14 protein-coding genes are annotated in these 14,821 nt (G+C 62.0%); 3 read left to right on the forward strand and 11 right to left on the reverse strand.

Features of this window, described 5'->3' with window-relative positions; genetic code table 11:
• Positions 1-387: 387 nt before the first annotated feature.
• A complete protein-coding gene (gene mmsB / locus NKJ46_RS16680; protein ID WP_352665964.1) occupies positions 388-1,272 on the reverse strand; it encodes a 3-hydroxyisobutyrate dehydrogenase in 885 nt (294 codons plus the stop codon).
• 26 nt (positions 1,273-1,298) lie between these two features.
• Complete coding sequence (locus NKJ46_RS16685; RefSeq protein WP_352665965.1) at positions 1,299-2,465, reverse strand: isobutyryl-CoA dehydrogenase; 1,167 nt, start codon at positions 2,463-2,465, stop codon at positions 1,299-1,301.
• A 151-nt stretch (positions 2,466-2,616) separates the two neighbouring features.
• On the opposite strand from NKJ46_RS16685, the gene NKJ46_RS16690 reads away from it, so the two are divergent.
• Both NKJ46_RS16690 and NKJ46_RS16695 read left to right on the forward strand, forming a co-directional pair.
• Entirely contained in the window at positions 2,617-3,231 is a 615-nt protein-coding gene (locus NKJ46_RS16690; RefSeq protein WP_352665966.1) for a dimethylsulfonioproprionate lyase family protein, read from the forward strand.
• Between the two features lies 1 nt (position 3,232).
• Positions 3,233-4,702: a cobyric acid synthase gene (locus NKJ46_RS16695; protein WP_352665967.1), complete on the forward strand. Its 1,470-nt coding sequence runs from the start codon at positions 3,233-3,235 to the stop codon at positions 4,700-4,702.
• On the opposite strand, the gene NKJ46_RS16700 is transcribed toward NKJ46_RS16695, so the two are convergent.
• The 3 genes from NKJ46_RS16700 to NKJ46_RS16710 form a co-directional block, all read right to left on the reverse strand.
• Positions 4,699-5,121 (reverse strand): VOC family protein, encoded by a 423-nt coding sequence (locus tag NKJ46_RS16700; protein WP_352640468.1) that lies wholly within the window; start codon positions 5,119-5,121, stop codon positions 4,699-4,701. The two genes, NKJ46_RS16695 and NKJ46_RS16700, sit on opposite strands and share 4 nt — an antisense overlap.
• 73 nt (positions 5,122-5,194) lie before the next feature.
• Complete coding sequence (locus NKJ46_RS16705; protein ID WP_352665968.1) at positions 5,195-6,022, reverse strand: helix-turn-helix domain-containing protein; 828 nt, start codon at positions 6,020-6,022, stop codon at positions 5,195-5,197.
• Positions 6,023-6,122: 100 nt separating this feature from the next.
• The gene (locus NKJ46_RS16710) at positions 6,123-6,293 is read right to left on the reverse strand and encodes a hypothetical protein (protein ID WP_023676480.1); all 171 of its coding nucleotides are present in this window, start codon (positions 6,291-6,293) and stop codon (positions 6,123-6,125) included.
• A gap of 200 nt (positions 6,294-6,493) precedes the next feature.
• On the opposite strand from NKJ46_RS16710, the gene NKJ46_RS16715 reads away from it, so the two are divergent.
• On the forward strand, positions 6,494-6,919 hold the full coding sequence (locus NKJ46_RS16715) for a tellurite resistance TerB family protein (RefSeq protein ID WP_352666076.1): 426 nt from the start codon (positions 6,494-6,496) through the stop codon (positions 6,917-6,919).
• A gap of 1,599 nt (positions 6,920-8,518) precedes the next feature.
• Here NKJ46_RS16715 and NKJ46_RS16725 read toward each other — a convergent pair.
• From NKJ46_RS16725 to NKJ46_RS16750, 6 genes are all read right to left on the reverse strand, one after another.
• Positions 8,519-9,001 (reverse strand): hypothetical protein, encoded by a 483-nt coding sequence (locus NKJ46_RS16725; RefSeq protein WP_352665969.1) that lies wholly within the window; start codon positions 8,999-9,001, stop codon positions 8,519-8,521.
• Positions 9,002-9,125: 124 nt separating this feature from the next.
• Positions 9,126-10,802, reverse strand: a complete 1,677-nt coding sequence (locus NKJ46_RS16730; RefSeq protein WP_352665970.1) for an RHS repeat-associated core domain-containing protein — start codon at positions 10,800-10,802, stop codon at positions 9,126-9,128.
• A 152-nt stretch (positions 10,803-10,954) separates the two neighbouring features.
• Positions 10,955-11,320, reverse strand: coding sequence for a hypothetical protein (locus tag NKJ46_RS16735; RefSeq protein ID WP_352665971.1), 366 nt, complete (start codon positions 11,318-11,320; stop codon positions 10,955-10,957).
• 67 nt (positions 11,321-11,387) lie between these two features.
• Positions 11,388-13,010 carry an ABC transporter ATP-binding protein gene (locus NKJ46_RS16740; protein WP_352665972.1) on the reverse strand — a complete coding sequence of 541 codons (1,623 nt, stop codon included), beginning with the start codon at positions 13,008-13,010 and terminating at the stop codon, positions 11,388-11,390.
• On the reverse strand, positions 13,007-13,876 hold the full coding sequence (locus NKJ46_RS16745; protein ID WP_352665973.1) for an ABC transporter permease: 870 nt from the start codon (positions 13,874-13,876) through the stop codon (positions 13,007-13,009). The genes NKJ46_RS16740 and NKJ46_RS16745 overlap by 4 nt, the downstream gene beginning before the upstream one ends.
• Positions 13,873-14,820 (reverse strand): ABC transporter permease, encoded by a 948-nt coding sequence (locus NKJ46_RS16750; protein ID WP_352665974.1) that lies wholly within the window; start codon positions 14,818-14,820, stop codon positions 13,873-13,875. Before NKJ46_RS16750 ends, NKJ46_RS16745 begins: the two co-directional genes overlap by 4 nt.
• Position 14,821 lies beyond the last annotated feature (1 nt).

Raw genomic sequence — 14,821 nt, forward strand, 5'->3', positions numbered from 1 at the left:
CGCGAAGACGACCGTGCTCCCGGCAAACGACGCCTCAATACAAATTTGGGCTTGCATTTTGGTCCGCGATTAGACGACTGAGACAGCACGGAAGGGCCGCGTCAGCGACGCGGCAATCGGAATATAGCCCGACGACATGGTGAAAATGCAAAAACCGCGCTCCATCGGAACGCGGCTTTGCCAGATACGCATGGCGCTTCGCCAACAATACACTTGCGAAACTTACGGGCTCCGGTACGCGAGACCTGATCCGGAGCGCCGGGCGGATGTCCGCCTCGCAATCCGTTTTAAACGCACATCGTTACTGCAGGGTTAGCAAGAGCTTAAGCAAACCTAAATTTGCCGACTTTCCGCTTTGGGCAGATCGAAAACCTGTGAACTTGGAGCTTATACCGGGTCACCACGGAGGAAATTAATGATGCCGGAAAAATCGGCGCCGGCATTTCCTTGCGCGTTGAACAGCGCATAAAGCTGGGCTGCCTCCGCGCCGAGTGGCGTTACCGCACCGGCGCTCAGTGCGGCCTCCTGCGACAGTTTCAGGTCCTTCAGCATCAGTGCCGCCGCGAACCCGGGCTTATAGCCATTATTGGCGGGCGATGTCGGCACCGGGCCGGGCACCGGGCAGTAGGTGGTCAGCGACCAGCACTGGCCGGACGACGTCGAGGCGACATCGAACAGCGCCTGGTGCGACAGGCCGAGCTTTTCCGCCAGTACGAAGGCCTCGGCAACGCCGATCATCGAAATGCCCAAAATCATGTTGTTGCAGATCTTCGCCGCCTGTCCGGCGCCGTCGTCGCCGCAATGAACGATGCGGCCAGCCATCGGCTTGAGGATTGGTTCGGCCTTGGCGAAGGCGTCCGTCGAACCGCCGGCCATGAAGGTCAGCGTGCCGGCTGCCGCACCGCCCGTGCCGCCGGAGACCGGCGCGTCGATCGACAGCAACCCATGCTTGGCGGCGATGGCATGGGCATTTCGGGCCGACTCGACGTCGATGGTCGAGGAATCGATGAACAGCGCGCCTTTTTTCGCCTTGGCCGCGATGTCTGCGTAAACCGACAGCACATGCTTGCCCGCCGGCAGCATGGTGATGACCGCATCGGCATCCTTCACCGCTGCAACGGCATTGGCCATGATGACGACGCCGTGCTCCCTGGCGATGACGAGGTTTTCCGGCACCAGGTCGAAGCCGTGGACGGCATACCCGGCCTTGACCAGATTGGCGGCCATCGGATTGCCCATATTGCCGAGGCCGATGAAGGCGATGGTGGTCATCGTTTTTCTCCCGGTATTTGCTGGCTTTACCGTCCGATCAGGGCGCGAGCGATGATGACGCGCATGATCTCGTTGGTGCCTTCGAGGATCTGGTGGACGCGCAGGTCGCGCACCAGCTTCTCGATGCCGTAATCGTGCAGATAGCCATAGCCGCCATGCAGCTGCAGGGCGTCGTTGGCGATATTAAAGCCGGTGTCGGTAACGAAGCGCTTGGCCATCGCCGACCATTTCGAGGCATCCGGCGCCTTGTGGTCGAGCTTCGAAGCGGCGGTGTAGAGGAAGACGCGCGCTGCCTGCAGTTCGGTCTCCATGTCGGCGAGCTTGAACTGCAGCGCTTGGAACTGGTTGATCTTCGACCCGAAAGCCTTGCGTTCGGCGGTGTAGGCGAGCGCCTTGTCGAGCGCCGATTGCGCGCCGCCGAGCGAACAGGCGGCGATGTTCAGCCGGCCGCCATCGAGCCCGGCCATGGCGATGCCGAAGCCGGCGCCTTCAGCCGACAAAAGATTTTCGGCCGGCACCTTGCAATCCTCGAAGACGACCTGGCGGGTCGACTGCATGTGCCAGCCCATCTTGTGCTCGTTGGCGCCGAAGGAAAGGCCGGGCGCATCGTTCGGCACGACGAAGGTGGAAATGCCCTTCGGCCCGTCGGCGCCGGTGCGCGCCATGACGACATAGAGGTCGCTGTCGCCGGCACCCGAGATGAACTGCTTGACGCCGTTCAGCACATAGTCACTGCCGCTTTTGACCGCGCGCGTCTTCAGCGCCGCCGCATCCGAGCCCGAGCCCGGCTCGGTCAGGCAGTAGCTTGCCAGCCATTCCATCGAGGTCAGCTTCGGCAGGAAGCGCCGGCGCTGCTCGTCGCTGCCGAAGCGGTCGATCATCGATGCCGCCATGTTGTGGATCGAGATGAAGGCGGAAAACGCCGGATCGGCCCGCGAAAGCGCCTCGAAGATCAGCACGGCGTCGAGCCGGCCGAGCCCTGAGCCGCCGACATCGTCGCGGACATAGATGCCGCCAAGGCCGAGCGGGCCTGTCTCGCGGATCACATCGGCGGGGAAATATTTGTTGCGATCCCAGTCGAGCGCATTCGGCGCGACGCGGTCAGCGGCGAAGGCCTCGGCCATCTCCTGGATGGCGCGCTGGTCCTCGTTGAGTTCGAACTGGCTGGTGCCCGCATCGACAGCGGCGTCCATGGCGTGCTCCCTGATGTTTCCGGCCTGCTGGCCTGTCGTTTTTGGCTTTGCGCGCAGTCCAATCTAGACCAATGATGCCGCCGCGCAACCCGACCGTCTCGATCCAATTATCTGGGCAGCCGCTGTGCGCGAATGTGCTTTGGAGCAATGTGTGACGACAAATTTCGACGAACTGCTTGGACGCTTCCAGGCCTATCTCCAGACGTTTGACGATGCGCTGGTGCGCGACGCCGTGACCCGGGTCGGCTGGGACATGCCGGGTCGGCCGCTCGAGCCGCATGCACTGCCTTGTCTCGTCCAGCTTGACCGTATCGTCGAACTCGCTCCCGCTGCGGCCAAGCCGCTGGCGCGGCTGGTTGCGGAGCGTCGCGGCGATCTGCACTGGGGCCAGACCTATGGCGAGGCGGATTTCGGCGGGATTTTCGTGGAGAATTACGGCTGGCTGGAGGTGTTCGGCACACGCGGCCATTTCGTCAATGAAGAGGTCGCGGGCGGTCTGCTGATCCTTGGACCCGACATCGTCTACCCCGACCATCATCATGTCGCGGAGGAGATCTATATCCCGCTGACCGGCGGCGCCGAATGGCGCATGGGCGATGGCGGTTTTCACCTTCGATCGGCGGGCGAGGTGATCCACCATGCCTCTGGCGTCAGCCACGCCATGCGCACCGGCAGGGAGCCGCTGTTGGCGCTTTATCTCTGGCGCGGTGGGCCACTGGCGGCCAAGTCGACGATCACCGGAACCGTTGCGCAGGGCAGGGGCTGATATGGCCAAAGCGATCATGCTGCAGGGCACGGGTTCGGATGTCGGCAAGACGGTGCTCGTCGCCGGCCTATGCCGCGCGGCGAAGAAGCGCGGCTTGAAAGTGCGGCCGTTCAAGCCGCAGAACATGTCGAACAACGCCGCTGTCGCCGATATTCCCGGCGGTTCAGGCGGTGGCGAGATCGGCCGCGCCCAATGGCTGCAGGCAATCGCCTGCGGCGTGGCGCCGACCGTCCACATGAACCCGGTGCTGCTCAAGCCGCAGACCGATGTCGGCGCTCAGGTCGTCGTGCAGGGCAAGGTGTTCGGCGAGGCGCGGGCGCGCGACTACCAGGCGCTGAAGGGCAGGCTGATGGACGCGGTGCTGGACTCCTGGGCGACGGTCGGCGAGGACGCCGATCTGGTCATTGTCGAGGGCGCGGGATCGCCGGCGGAGATCAATCTCAGGAGCCGCGACATTGCCAATATGGGCTTTGCGACGCGCGCCGGCGTGCCGGTGATCCTGGTCGGCGATATCGATCGCGGCGGCGTCATTGCCTCGGTCGCCGGCACCCACCTGATCCTGCCGGACGAGGACCGGCGCATGATCGTCGGCTATCTCATCAACAAGTTCCGTGGCGATGTCTCGCTGTTCGACGATGGCATCGAGGCGATCGAAAAATTCACAGGCTGGCGCTGTTTTGGTGTGGTGCCGTGGCTGAAGGCGGCGGCGCGGCTGCCATCTGAAGATTCCGTCGTGCTCGAACGGCTGGCGTCAGGCGAGAAGCGCGCGCTGAAGGTCGCCGTGCCGGTGCTCTCGCGCATCGCCAATTTCGACGATCTCGACCCGCTCAAGGCCGAACCGCAGGTCGAGGTGGTGTTCGTGCCGCCTGGCCAGCGCTTGCCCGAAGATGCAGGGCTGGTGGTCATTCCCGGCTCGAAGTCGACGATCGGCGATCTCCTGAAATTCCGCGAGAACGGCTGGGACCGCGACCTCGCCGCGCACAGGAAACGCGGTGGCCATATCGTCGGCGTTTGCGGCGGGTTCCAGATGCTCGGCCATGTCGTGCGCGATCCCGATGGCATCGAGGGCAGCGTTACCGAGGCGCAAGGGCTTGGCCTGCTCGACGTCGAAACGGTGATGGAACCGGAAAAGACGGTGCGCAATGTCAGCGCGCGCTCGGTGCCGTTCGATCTGCCGCTCGAGGGCTACGAAATCCATCTCGGCCGCACCACCGGTCCCGACGCGCTGCGGCCGTCCGCCGTCATCAACGGCATCGATGACGGCGCTATCTCGGCCGACGGCAAGGTGCTGGGCAGCTATATGCACGGTCTGTTTTCCGCCGATGCCTTCCGGGCGAAATTCCTCGAAAGCCTCGGCGTCAAGGGCGGCGGCATCGACTACCGCGCCGAGGTCGACCGGGCACTGGACGAGATCGCAGCCGAACTGGAAACCCACCTCGACTGCGACGCGATTTTCGGGCTGGCGCGTTAGCTGGCGGCTTCGTCGGCCTTCGGCCAGTAGGTGCCGAACGACCAGACATTGCCTTCCGGATCGCGGCAGATGAATTCGCGGCTGCCATAGTCGCGGTCGGTGAGCTCTTCCAGAATCTCGGCGCCGGCGGTTTTTGCCCGCGCGTATGCCGCGTCGGCGTCAGCGACCGCGACATAGATCGACTTGCCGCCGCCCGAGCCGGGCGCGCCGACCATCTTTCCATAGGCATCGTCGCGGGCCGTGCCGAGCATGATGATCGAGGAGCCGAATGCGAGTTCGGCATGGTGCACCACGTCGCCTTCGCCATAGCGGGCGCGGACGCTGAAGCCGAAGGCCTCGCATAGCCAGTCGATCATTTTGCCGGCATTTCTGTAGCGTAGCGCCGGGTAAAGCCGCGGTGCTTCGGTGGTGTTCGGCATGGCTGATCTCCTTCGCTGTGTTGGTCGATCAACCCAGTCTGGGCGAAGGCCGGTCGCGCGTCTTGAAGAAATGTTACCTCACGGCGACAGTCGTCGGCGTGACGCCTGCGAGGTCGCGAAACTCGCGCACCAGATGCGCCTGGTCGGCATAGCCGCAGTCGGCGGCGATGTCGGCCCAATCGCTGCTGGCCTGTCTCGACAGGCCAAGCGCATGGTTGAAGCGGACAATTCGCGACAGCGTTTTTGGGCCGGTGCCGACCGCGTCCGAAAACTTTCCGGTAAGATGCTTGCGGCTCCAGCCAAGCTTTTCGGCCAGCGTCGAGATGCGGATCCGCCCACGCGTCGAGACGATCGTCTCATAGGCCCAGACTATGTCGGCTTGAGTGCGGTCTGCGGTTGCCAACCGGTTCGCGACGAAGGCCTCGGCGATGGCGAAGCGTGAGCTCCAATCCGGCGCATTGCCAAGCCTTTCGCGAAGCGCGATGCCTTCGACGCCGAGCACGTCATCCAGGCCGACCATGCGGTCAGTCAGTTCGCTCATCGGCCGGCCGAAGAAACGACGGGCGCCAAGCGGGGTGAAATTGATCTGCACACAGCAGGCGCCGCCGAAGGATTCGATCACCACCGGGCCGGCATAAAGGCCGGCGGCAAAACTGGCGAAGCGGTCATTGTCGCTCGGGTCCTTGCCGAGCCCGATGGCAAAGGGTTCGGCAAAGCTGATGACCAGCGGCACGGTCAGCGAGGCATATTCGACGGCGCGGAAATGGCCTGGAATGGTTTCGCGAAAGCCGCATATGTCGGTGACGGCGCCCTGAAGCCGATGACTGGGCGCGCGCCGCACCATCTCGAACCGATCGAGCCCTGGGCCGTCGTGGCGGCTGCCGTCTTCGCTGGCGGGCATGTGCTTTCCCTCGTCCAGGAATTCTAACAGACCATCCTGCAGAATCAAAAGCGCCCGGCTTTTGGCCGGGCGCTCCGAGTTGCCTGAGATTCTGAATTGTTTAAGCGCCGCGCATCAGGCAGCCGGCGGCCAGCACGATGTAGGCGATGACGACAATCCACGCGGCATTCAAAGGGATGAAAGCAAGAACGCCAAGCGCGGCGAGAACGCCGATGATGGCGATGACAAGGGATATGATGAAAATAAGCTGGGTAGGCGCACTGAGATTCATGTTCGGTCCCTCCTCAACATGATTCGTACAGCGGCATAGTATCAGTCGCGCGGTCACACACCAATGAGCCCACGCAGCGGGCTTATCGGATTGGCCGGCAGTTTCCGGCGAGAAAATATGGCGGGTTCCACCATTCGACCCCGTTTGCGCAAAGCCGATTCCGCGCTACCTTCCCGACGAATCGGAAGGGGCTGACGGCGATGGGATTGCTGGACCAGATACGCTCGATCTTCGATGGCGACCCCGGCGTGCGCAAGGTGGCGGACGATCCGGTGCTGTCGGCGGAGCTGCTGATGCTGTTCCGCATGATCCTGGCCGATGGATCGGTCAGCGAAAGCGAAATGACCGCCTTCAGGCGCATCTGCCGGGACGCCTTCGGCATTCCCGAAACCAGCATCGACAGCGTCATCGAATATCTCAACGAGTTCGGCTACGAGACCAACGGCTCGCAGGCCATCGCTCAGTTTCGCGACCTCGACATCGAACGGCGCAAACTGCTCGCCCGCCACATGGCAGAGATCGCCAAGGCCGATTCGCAACTTGCCGGGAGCGAGATGCAGCTGCTGCGCCGCACCCTCGAACTGCTCGACATCAGCCCGGCCGATGTGGTGAAGTCGCAAGGCTGAGGCAGCAGCAGAATTGTGGCGCCCCTTGGCCGTGGTGACGCGGTTCAGCCAGCGGCGGGTCGGCGAATAGGTGAAGGACGTCTTCACCCCGTTGGCATAGGTGATCTCCTTCGTCTGGCCGTCGGCCTCATAGATAGTCGAGGTGATGAAGCCTGAAGCCGAGAGCAGCTTGTTGCCGGCCGTATATTGCAGCGGGGCGGCCGCCGTGCCGAAGTCGAGCTGCACCGGCAGGTACTGGGTGCGCAGCGTCTGACCAGACGCATCGCGCACGCTGGTCGTGGTGTGGGTCAGCGTGCCGATCGTGACGTCCTGGCGGGCGAGTTTGGCGAAGCCGTCATATTTGTTGCTTTGCGTGGCGGCAGGGTTGGTGGAGGTGGTGAGCTGGCCGACATTGTAGAAGCCGGCCGCTGCCTGGTCGTAGGTGTTTTGCGTCAGCGTCACCGCGCTGCCGCCGAAGGGCGTTGCCGTCTTCAGGGTCAGCCGGTCCATCTGGTCGTAGGCAAGCGCGGAGACGGTGGCGCGCGCGTCGGTCTGGCTGGTCAGCCGGTTGGCGGCGTCATAGATGTACGACCATGAGCCGAGATCGGGATCGGTTGCCGAAAGCCGGTTGCCGACCATGTCGTAGCTGTAGGACCAGTTCGAGCCGCCGGGATCGCTGACCCCGACCAGCCGGCCAAGGACATCGTAGCTGCGGCCCTCCGTCAGATTAAGCCCGCCGAGATCGCGCACGATCTGCACGACATCGCCGCGCGTCGAGGACACGCTCTTCGACTGGCGCGTGGTCGTCGCATTGATCTGGTCGGTCTGGGTGACCGCGTAAAGCCGCGGATTAGTCCCCGTGCCGGTGTCGAGGCTGTGGGCGAAGATGGCCTGGCTGGCATCGGCATAGAGGGTTTTTACCAGCCGGTCGTTCCAGTCGTAGCTGTTCGTCGTCCACTGCGCTGTGTCGCCGACAAAGCGCGGGAAGGCGGTGCGCAGGACATTGCTACGCAGGTCAAAATCGGTATCGGCGATGCGCTTTGCGCCGGCCACCGTCTCCCCAGGCGTTTCCACCCGGTAGACCCGGCCAAGCCCGTCATAATAGGAGCGGGTAAAATCCTCGCCGGCGCCATTGGGCAGCGGCGTCAGCTTGGCCAATGCCTGTGTCGCCGGATTGCCCTCGTTCTCGAAACGCGTCTTGGCATAGGCGCCGGTGATGCTCTGCGAGACCTGGTAGGGCCGGCAGAACGGATCGTAGGTGAAGGTCTTGATCAGGCCGTTGAAGTCGGTCTTCGCCGCCGGCAGCCCGCAGACCGTGTTGTAGGTGGCGGTCGAGACGAAGCGGGTGTCGGCGCTCTGGCCGCCGGTGGCGAGGGAAAGCCGCAAGGCCTGACCAACCCTTGATCCCTATGAGTGCTTGATCCTTACGGGTGTATGGCGCGATCGTTCTCGCAGCCAAGCGTGAAGAAACGGGTGCGGTTCAAAACCTGCCGCTGAGGGAAGGAAAAGAAAGATGCAAATTGGCGGCTGACGTCGCCAAAACGTTCTGCGCGCCCTTGACGAGGGGCCGGCTAATGGGTGTCACCGTAATTCATGAGGATTTACCGGAATTCTACCGGTCTACTTCTTCAGAAAATCCTCTATGCTTTTGTCTTCAAATCTGCACAGCATGTATTCGTCGTGTGAGAAATAAATCCAATTGAATTCATTAAATATAAGAGCCGAGTCCCATCCTGAATAGAATGATACACAGAAAAATGCATAAATCTTTTCGAATTCAAATCTCGAAAAGACAATTCCTGGACGCTCAGCGGGAAAATGTCTTGTGTAGTGTCTCCATAGCAGCTGAGATAACTTCTCGTCTTGTTGATACGGCCATACACCGATACTGTCAAAGAAAGCTATACACTCATCGAACGCGCTACTATTTTCTTCTAAAATAATACGATAAGTAGATAAAATTCTATTTGAAACGTAAAATTTATCGATATCACTTATTTTTGTTGAACCGCCGCGGGTTAATAACGTACGAACGTCTTCTCCTTTACCTCCTAGGCGTCTTTGAATCAACGATTCGCAATCGGTTTTGCTCAGAAAATTCATAGTTACGGCTCACGTTTGAGGGAGATCTATTGTTGTCCATCCCAATTCCTCTTGTTGCTGCATCGTCATCATGAGCATATTGTTAACACCTGGGATGGCTATGGGTGATAAATCTAATCTGTCCTCACGATCTGTAGTCTGGATCTGTCCAGCCCCACATTTCACCCCCCCGCTTCATCATCTCCATTAGCGGACCAATTGGGACAACTAGCATTGGTCCTTCGAAAGGACCGCGAAATGGTCCAGGTGGACGAGTGTGAGCTTGTTCTTTCGACAGCGGGACACCCCATCTGCTGTATCTTTGACGAGATCCCAATGGGTTTTGTTTTGTAGGCTGGGTTTGTACGTCCCAGTGCTGGTCTTTGACGTCCCAACTGGCACTATAGCGCGTATCGCCAACCTTGGTAGTCCAAGTGCCACCCCTCGAATTGGGAGCGTCTGGGCTCCATCTCCAATTAGCGCCTGGGAAGATCGCATCCGGAGGCACACGTGCTTGTGTTGGAGCGATCGCTGGGCCAGCAACCTTGACTGAGCCCTGAGATGCCTTCTTCTTACCCGTTACCCCCGGGAAATTATCTTCCGCATCCTTGGCAGCATTTGCAAGTCCGTCCTTGTGATCTGTGGCATCACCTGCTTGGTTGCCGCCGCCAGCTGTGGGCGCATCAGCATCTGAATCTCGCGGTGAGGTCGGAGTGGCATGCCCATTTTGATCACTCTTGTTGACCGGATCGTTCTGGGCGTAGGCATACCGGTTGGTGCCGACGCCCGGCAGCGTCGGATCCCAGTCATCGGGCGAGATGAATCTCCCCAGCAGCGGGTCCATGTACCGTGCATTGAGGTAGAGCAGGCCTGTCTCGGGGTCGAAGCGTTCGCCGATGTAGCTCTTCTGCGTCTGGAAGCCGGTGTTGAGGCGTTCTCCGTAGGTTGCGTAGTTGGTCTGTTCGGCGACGGCGCCGGTGGCATCGGTGACCATGCGCACCGAGGCCAGGTGATCGCGGTGCAGGAAGGCTTTTACCGTGCCGGTGACCTTGACGTCGGGATGGGGATAGCGGGTGTAGATTTCTGCCCCCGGCGTCGCCGGATTGATCTCGACCGAGGCGTCGGGATAGAGCGTGGTGGCGACGGATGAGGTCTTTTTGGCTCGGCTGCCATCCGGGCCATAGAACAGCGACACGGTGCTGGCGGCCTGGGTGACGGTCTTCAGCCGGTTGGCCTCGTCCCAGGCGAGCGTCCTGGTGCCGTCGGAGGTCATGTTGCCGTTGGCGTCGTAGGTGAGCGTCTTGACGCCGACCGCGGTCGGGGCATGCGGACGCGGCGCTGTCGCCGCCGGGTAAACATAGGTGCCGGCAACCCGCGTGCGCGAGGTCAGATTGTCGTTGGCGGCGTAAACAAAAGTCTCGTCGAGCGTGTTGTTGCCGAGATTATCGCCTAGGGTCAGCCGGTCGGCCTTGTCGTAGCCATAGGTCCAGCTGTCGGAAGCCGTCAGCCCCGTCGTGCCGGTGATGCGGCCGAGGAGATCGCGGGCATATTGGTCGTCGAGCAGGATCGTGGCGCCCTTGGCGGTGGTGACGCGGGTGACCCAGCGCCGGGTCGGCGAGTAGATGAAGGACGTTTTTACGCCATTGGCATAGGTGATCTCCTTGGTCTGGCCGTCGGCCTCGTAGATGGTCGAGGTGATGAAGCCTGAAGCCGAGAGCAGCTTGTTGGCGGCCGTGTATTGCAGCGGGGCGGCAACCGTGCCGAAGTCGAGCTGCACCGGCAGATATTGGGTGCGCAGCGTCTGGCCGGAAGCATCGCGCACGCTGGTCGCGGTGTGTGGGTGAGCGTTCCCAGCGTGACATCCTGGCGGGCGAGTTTGCCTGTCACCGTAATTCCTGTCACAGAATTACCGGGTGCAGTGCCAATTCTGTCACCGTAGTTCCGACAATTTTGACCCGGAGCCAGACTTGCCGATCAGGGAAGGTGCTCGAGTGCGTTTGACCCAAGGCGGCGGAAAGTAACTTGCTCCAGTCTTTCAGCTTCTATTTCGACAGAGATGTATGCGCCGACGTCTAATTTTATCTCGAGGGTACCTTGATCGAATTCAACTGAAACGATGCTTGCCCCAATCAGATTCCAAAGGATTGGCAGTGAGCCACTGTGTTTTACAACACCGTACTTTGAAAATTCATCCGAGCGATAGATTTGAAAGTCAACGTTTAAACCAATGGAAATCCAATTTCCAGAATCCCTTGATAACGCTTCAATCACAACCGAATACAATTCGATTCTAATCAAAGCTATTTCGGTATTCTCAACCCACGGTATCTGAGTACTCATGGAAACCTCAAGGAGTCGAACGGATCCAACGGATAGTGGGCAAACGGGCTTTGAGTCGCGAAGCTGCTCACCCCTGTTCCTGCAGCCTTTTCGCAATTGCCCGATGCAAATCGGGAGCGGCGGCGACCAGCGCCTTGGCGGCTTCGGATTGCGGGTGGTCGAGCACTTCGCTCGTCCTGCCGCGCTCGACGATCTTGCCGTCGTGCATGACCATCACTTCGTCGGTGATGGCGCGGGCGACGGTCAGATCATGGGTGATGAACAGATAGGCGATGCCGAGCTTCTGGTTGAGCTCGGCGAACAAATCGAGGATCTGGGCGCGGATCGAGACATCGAGCGCCGAGACCGGCTCGTCGGCGACGACCAGCTTCGGCCGGGTGATGATGGCGCGGGCGATCGACAGGCGCTGGCGCTGGCCACCCGAAAACTCGTGCGAGTATTTGTCCATGTCGCCTGGTGAGAGGCCGACCTCGTGCAGCGCATGCGCCACCATCTCGCGCCGCGCGGCGGGCGCCGGCTTCTTCTCCAGCACATGCAGCGGCTCGGCCACCAATCTCTCGACCTTCTGGCGTGGGTCGAACGAACCATACGGGTCCTGGAACACGACCTGCATGTCGCGCCGCGCCGGCCTCAGCTCCGCCTCGCTCTTGCCGGTGAGGGTGTCGCCACGGAAGCGGATTGTCCCTGATGTCGGCTTGTCCAGTGCCAGAACCATGCGGGCAAGCGTCGACTTGCCACAGCCGGAACGGCCGACGAGCGCCACCGACTGGCCGGGCGCCATCGAGAAAGAGATATCGTCGACGGCCCGGATGGCAGCCGCGCGTTTCAACAGCGATATGCGCCGTCCCGGATAGTCCCGCGTCACGTTTTCTACCTGAAGCAGCGGTTTGGCTCGGCCGCCCTCGTGTGTCTTGGCCCGCGCGGGCACATGCATCGAGGCCTGCGCCAGTTGGCGGGTATAGGGATGAAGCTGTTCGGACAGGATGCGCGCCGTATCGCCGGCCTCCATTACCTCGCCATGGCGCAGGATGGTGATGCGGTCCGCCATCTCGGTCACCACGGCGAGGTCGTGCGAGATGAGCAGAAGACCCATACGGTTTTCCGCTACGAGGTCTCGCAGCAGGTCGAGGATCTGCGCCTGCAGCACCACGTCGAGCGCCGTCGTCGGCTCGTCGGCAATCAGCAGCTTGGGTTTCAGCGCACAGGCGATGGCAATGACGACGCGCTGGCGCTGGCCGCCGGAAAGTTCGTGCGGATAACGCGACAGCGGGAATTGTGCTGCCGGCAGGCCGACCCGGTCGAGTATCTTTCGCGCCCGTTCCTCGGCGTCGGCGCGGCTCGCCCTGGTGTGCCAGCGAATACCCTCGGCGACCTGCTCGCCGATGGTCTTGACCGGATTGAGCGCCGTCATCGGCTCCTGGAAAACCATGCCGATGTCGTCGCCGCGCAGTGCGCACATCTGGTCCTCGCTGGCGGCAAGGATGTCGATGCCGTCGAAGGTGATGCGTCCGCTGGCGTGCGCCGCCCAGGGCAGAAGCTGCATCAGCGTGAGCGCCGTCATCGACTTGCCGGAGCCGGATTCGCCAACCAGCCCCATTACTTCGCCGGCCGCGACGGAAAGCTCGACGTCTCTGAGGATAGCGGTGTCGCCGATGGTCAGCGACAGCTTGTCGATTTCGAGCAGGCTCATCGCTGACGCCGCGACTTCGGATCGAGAATGTCGGCGATGCCGTCGCCAAGCAGGTTCAGGCCGAGCACGGTGACGACGATCGCCATGCCCGGAAAGATCGCCATCCAGGGCGCCACCACCATGCGCGTCTGGGCGTCGAACAGCATGCGGCCCCAACTCGGCATCGGCGGCTGCGTGCCGAGCCCGACATAGGAAAGCCCGGCTTCGGCCAGTATGCCCAGGGCGAACTGGATGGTGCCTTGCACCAGCAGCAGCGTGGCGATGTTGGGCAGCACATGTTCGATGCTGATCAGCGTCCTGCTCTTGCCGGCGGCGCGGGCGGCGAGGATGAATTCGCGCGGCCAGATCGCCAGGGCGCCGGCCCGGGCGACGCGCGCGAACACCGGGATGTTGAAGATGCCGATGGCAATGATGGCGTTGAACGCGCCCGGCCCGAAGATGGCGGTGATCATGATTGCCGAAAGCAGCGCCGGAAAGGCGAAGACCAGGTCGTTCAGCCGCATCAGCACGTCGTCGACGAAGCCGCCGCGTGCCGCGGCAAAGGCGCCGAGCGGCACGCCGACGCCCATGCCGATGCCGACCGCCACCAGCGCCACGGCAATCGAGTTGCGGGCGCCGACCATGATCATCGACAGGATGTCGCGACCGAAATGGTCGGTGCCGAACCAGTGCGCCAGCGACGGCGCCTGGGTCTTGTCGGAAATGACCAGCCTGGTGACGTCGTAAGGCGTCCACAAGAAGGAGATGATCGCGACCGCGGCCACCAGTGCGGTGATGACGAAGCCGGCAAGGAACGAACGGTTTCGAAACGCCTTGGCCAGGATGCCGGCAAGGTTCTCGTCGGGGATATCGATGTGCAGCGTCATTGCCTGCCTCTCAGGCGCGGATCGACCACCGCATAGGAGAGATCGACAATGAAATTGACGACGATGACGGCGGCAACCAACAGCATGACGACGCTCTCGACCACGATCAGGTCGCGCTGGTTGATCGCCTGGAACACCAGCCGGCCGAGGCCGGGCAAATAGAAGACGTTCTCGATGATGATGGTGCCGGCAAGCAGGAAGGCGAATTGCAGGCCTAGAATGGTGACCACCGGGATCATGGCGTTGCGCAGCGCATGCCGCCACAAGACAAGGCGATAGGGCAGGCCCTTGGCGCGGGCGGTTCGGATGTAGTCCTCGTTCAGCACTTCGATCAGCGCCGAGCGGGTGACCCGGGCGAGGATCGCCGCCTGCGGCAGAGCGAGAGCGACCGCCGGCAGAAGCAGCGATTTCAGCGCCGGCCAGACGCCGGCGCCCCAGCCGGGAAAGCCGCCGCCAGGCACCAGTCGCAGCCAGACGGCGAAGAGATAGATCAGCATCAGCGCAAACCAGAAATTGGGCACGGCGACGCCAAGCTGGGCGGCACCCATCGCGATCGTGTCGCCGGCGCGACCGCGCCGGCTGGCGGAAAACAGTCCGACCGGAATGGCAATGATGGTGGACAGCGCCAGCGCCATCAGCGCCAGCGGCAGAGAGACGACGAGGCGCTCACGGACCAGATCGATGACCGGCACCGAATAGGTGTAGGAACGGCCGAAATCGAGGCTCAGCAAGCCGCCGGCCCAATGCAGATAGCGCAGCACGACGGGAGCGTTGAGACCCATCTGGTTGCGCAGCAACTCGATCTGGTCGGCGCTGGCGTTCAGGCCAAGCATCAGCCGCGCCGGGTCGCCGGGAATGATCTCCAGCACGGCAAAGACCACCATGGAGGCCAGAACCAGCGTGACGACGGCGATGGCGAGGCGCTTGAGGAGGTAGGCGGTCATG

The sequence above is a fragment of the Mesorhizobium sp. M0166 genome (genome assembly GCF_040322255.1).
In the GTDB taxonomy this organism is placed as follows: domain Bacteria; phylum Pseudomonadota; class Alphaproteobacteria; order Rhizobiales; family Rhizobiaceae; genus Mesorhizobium.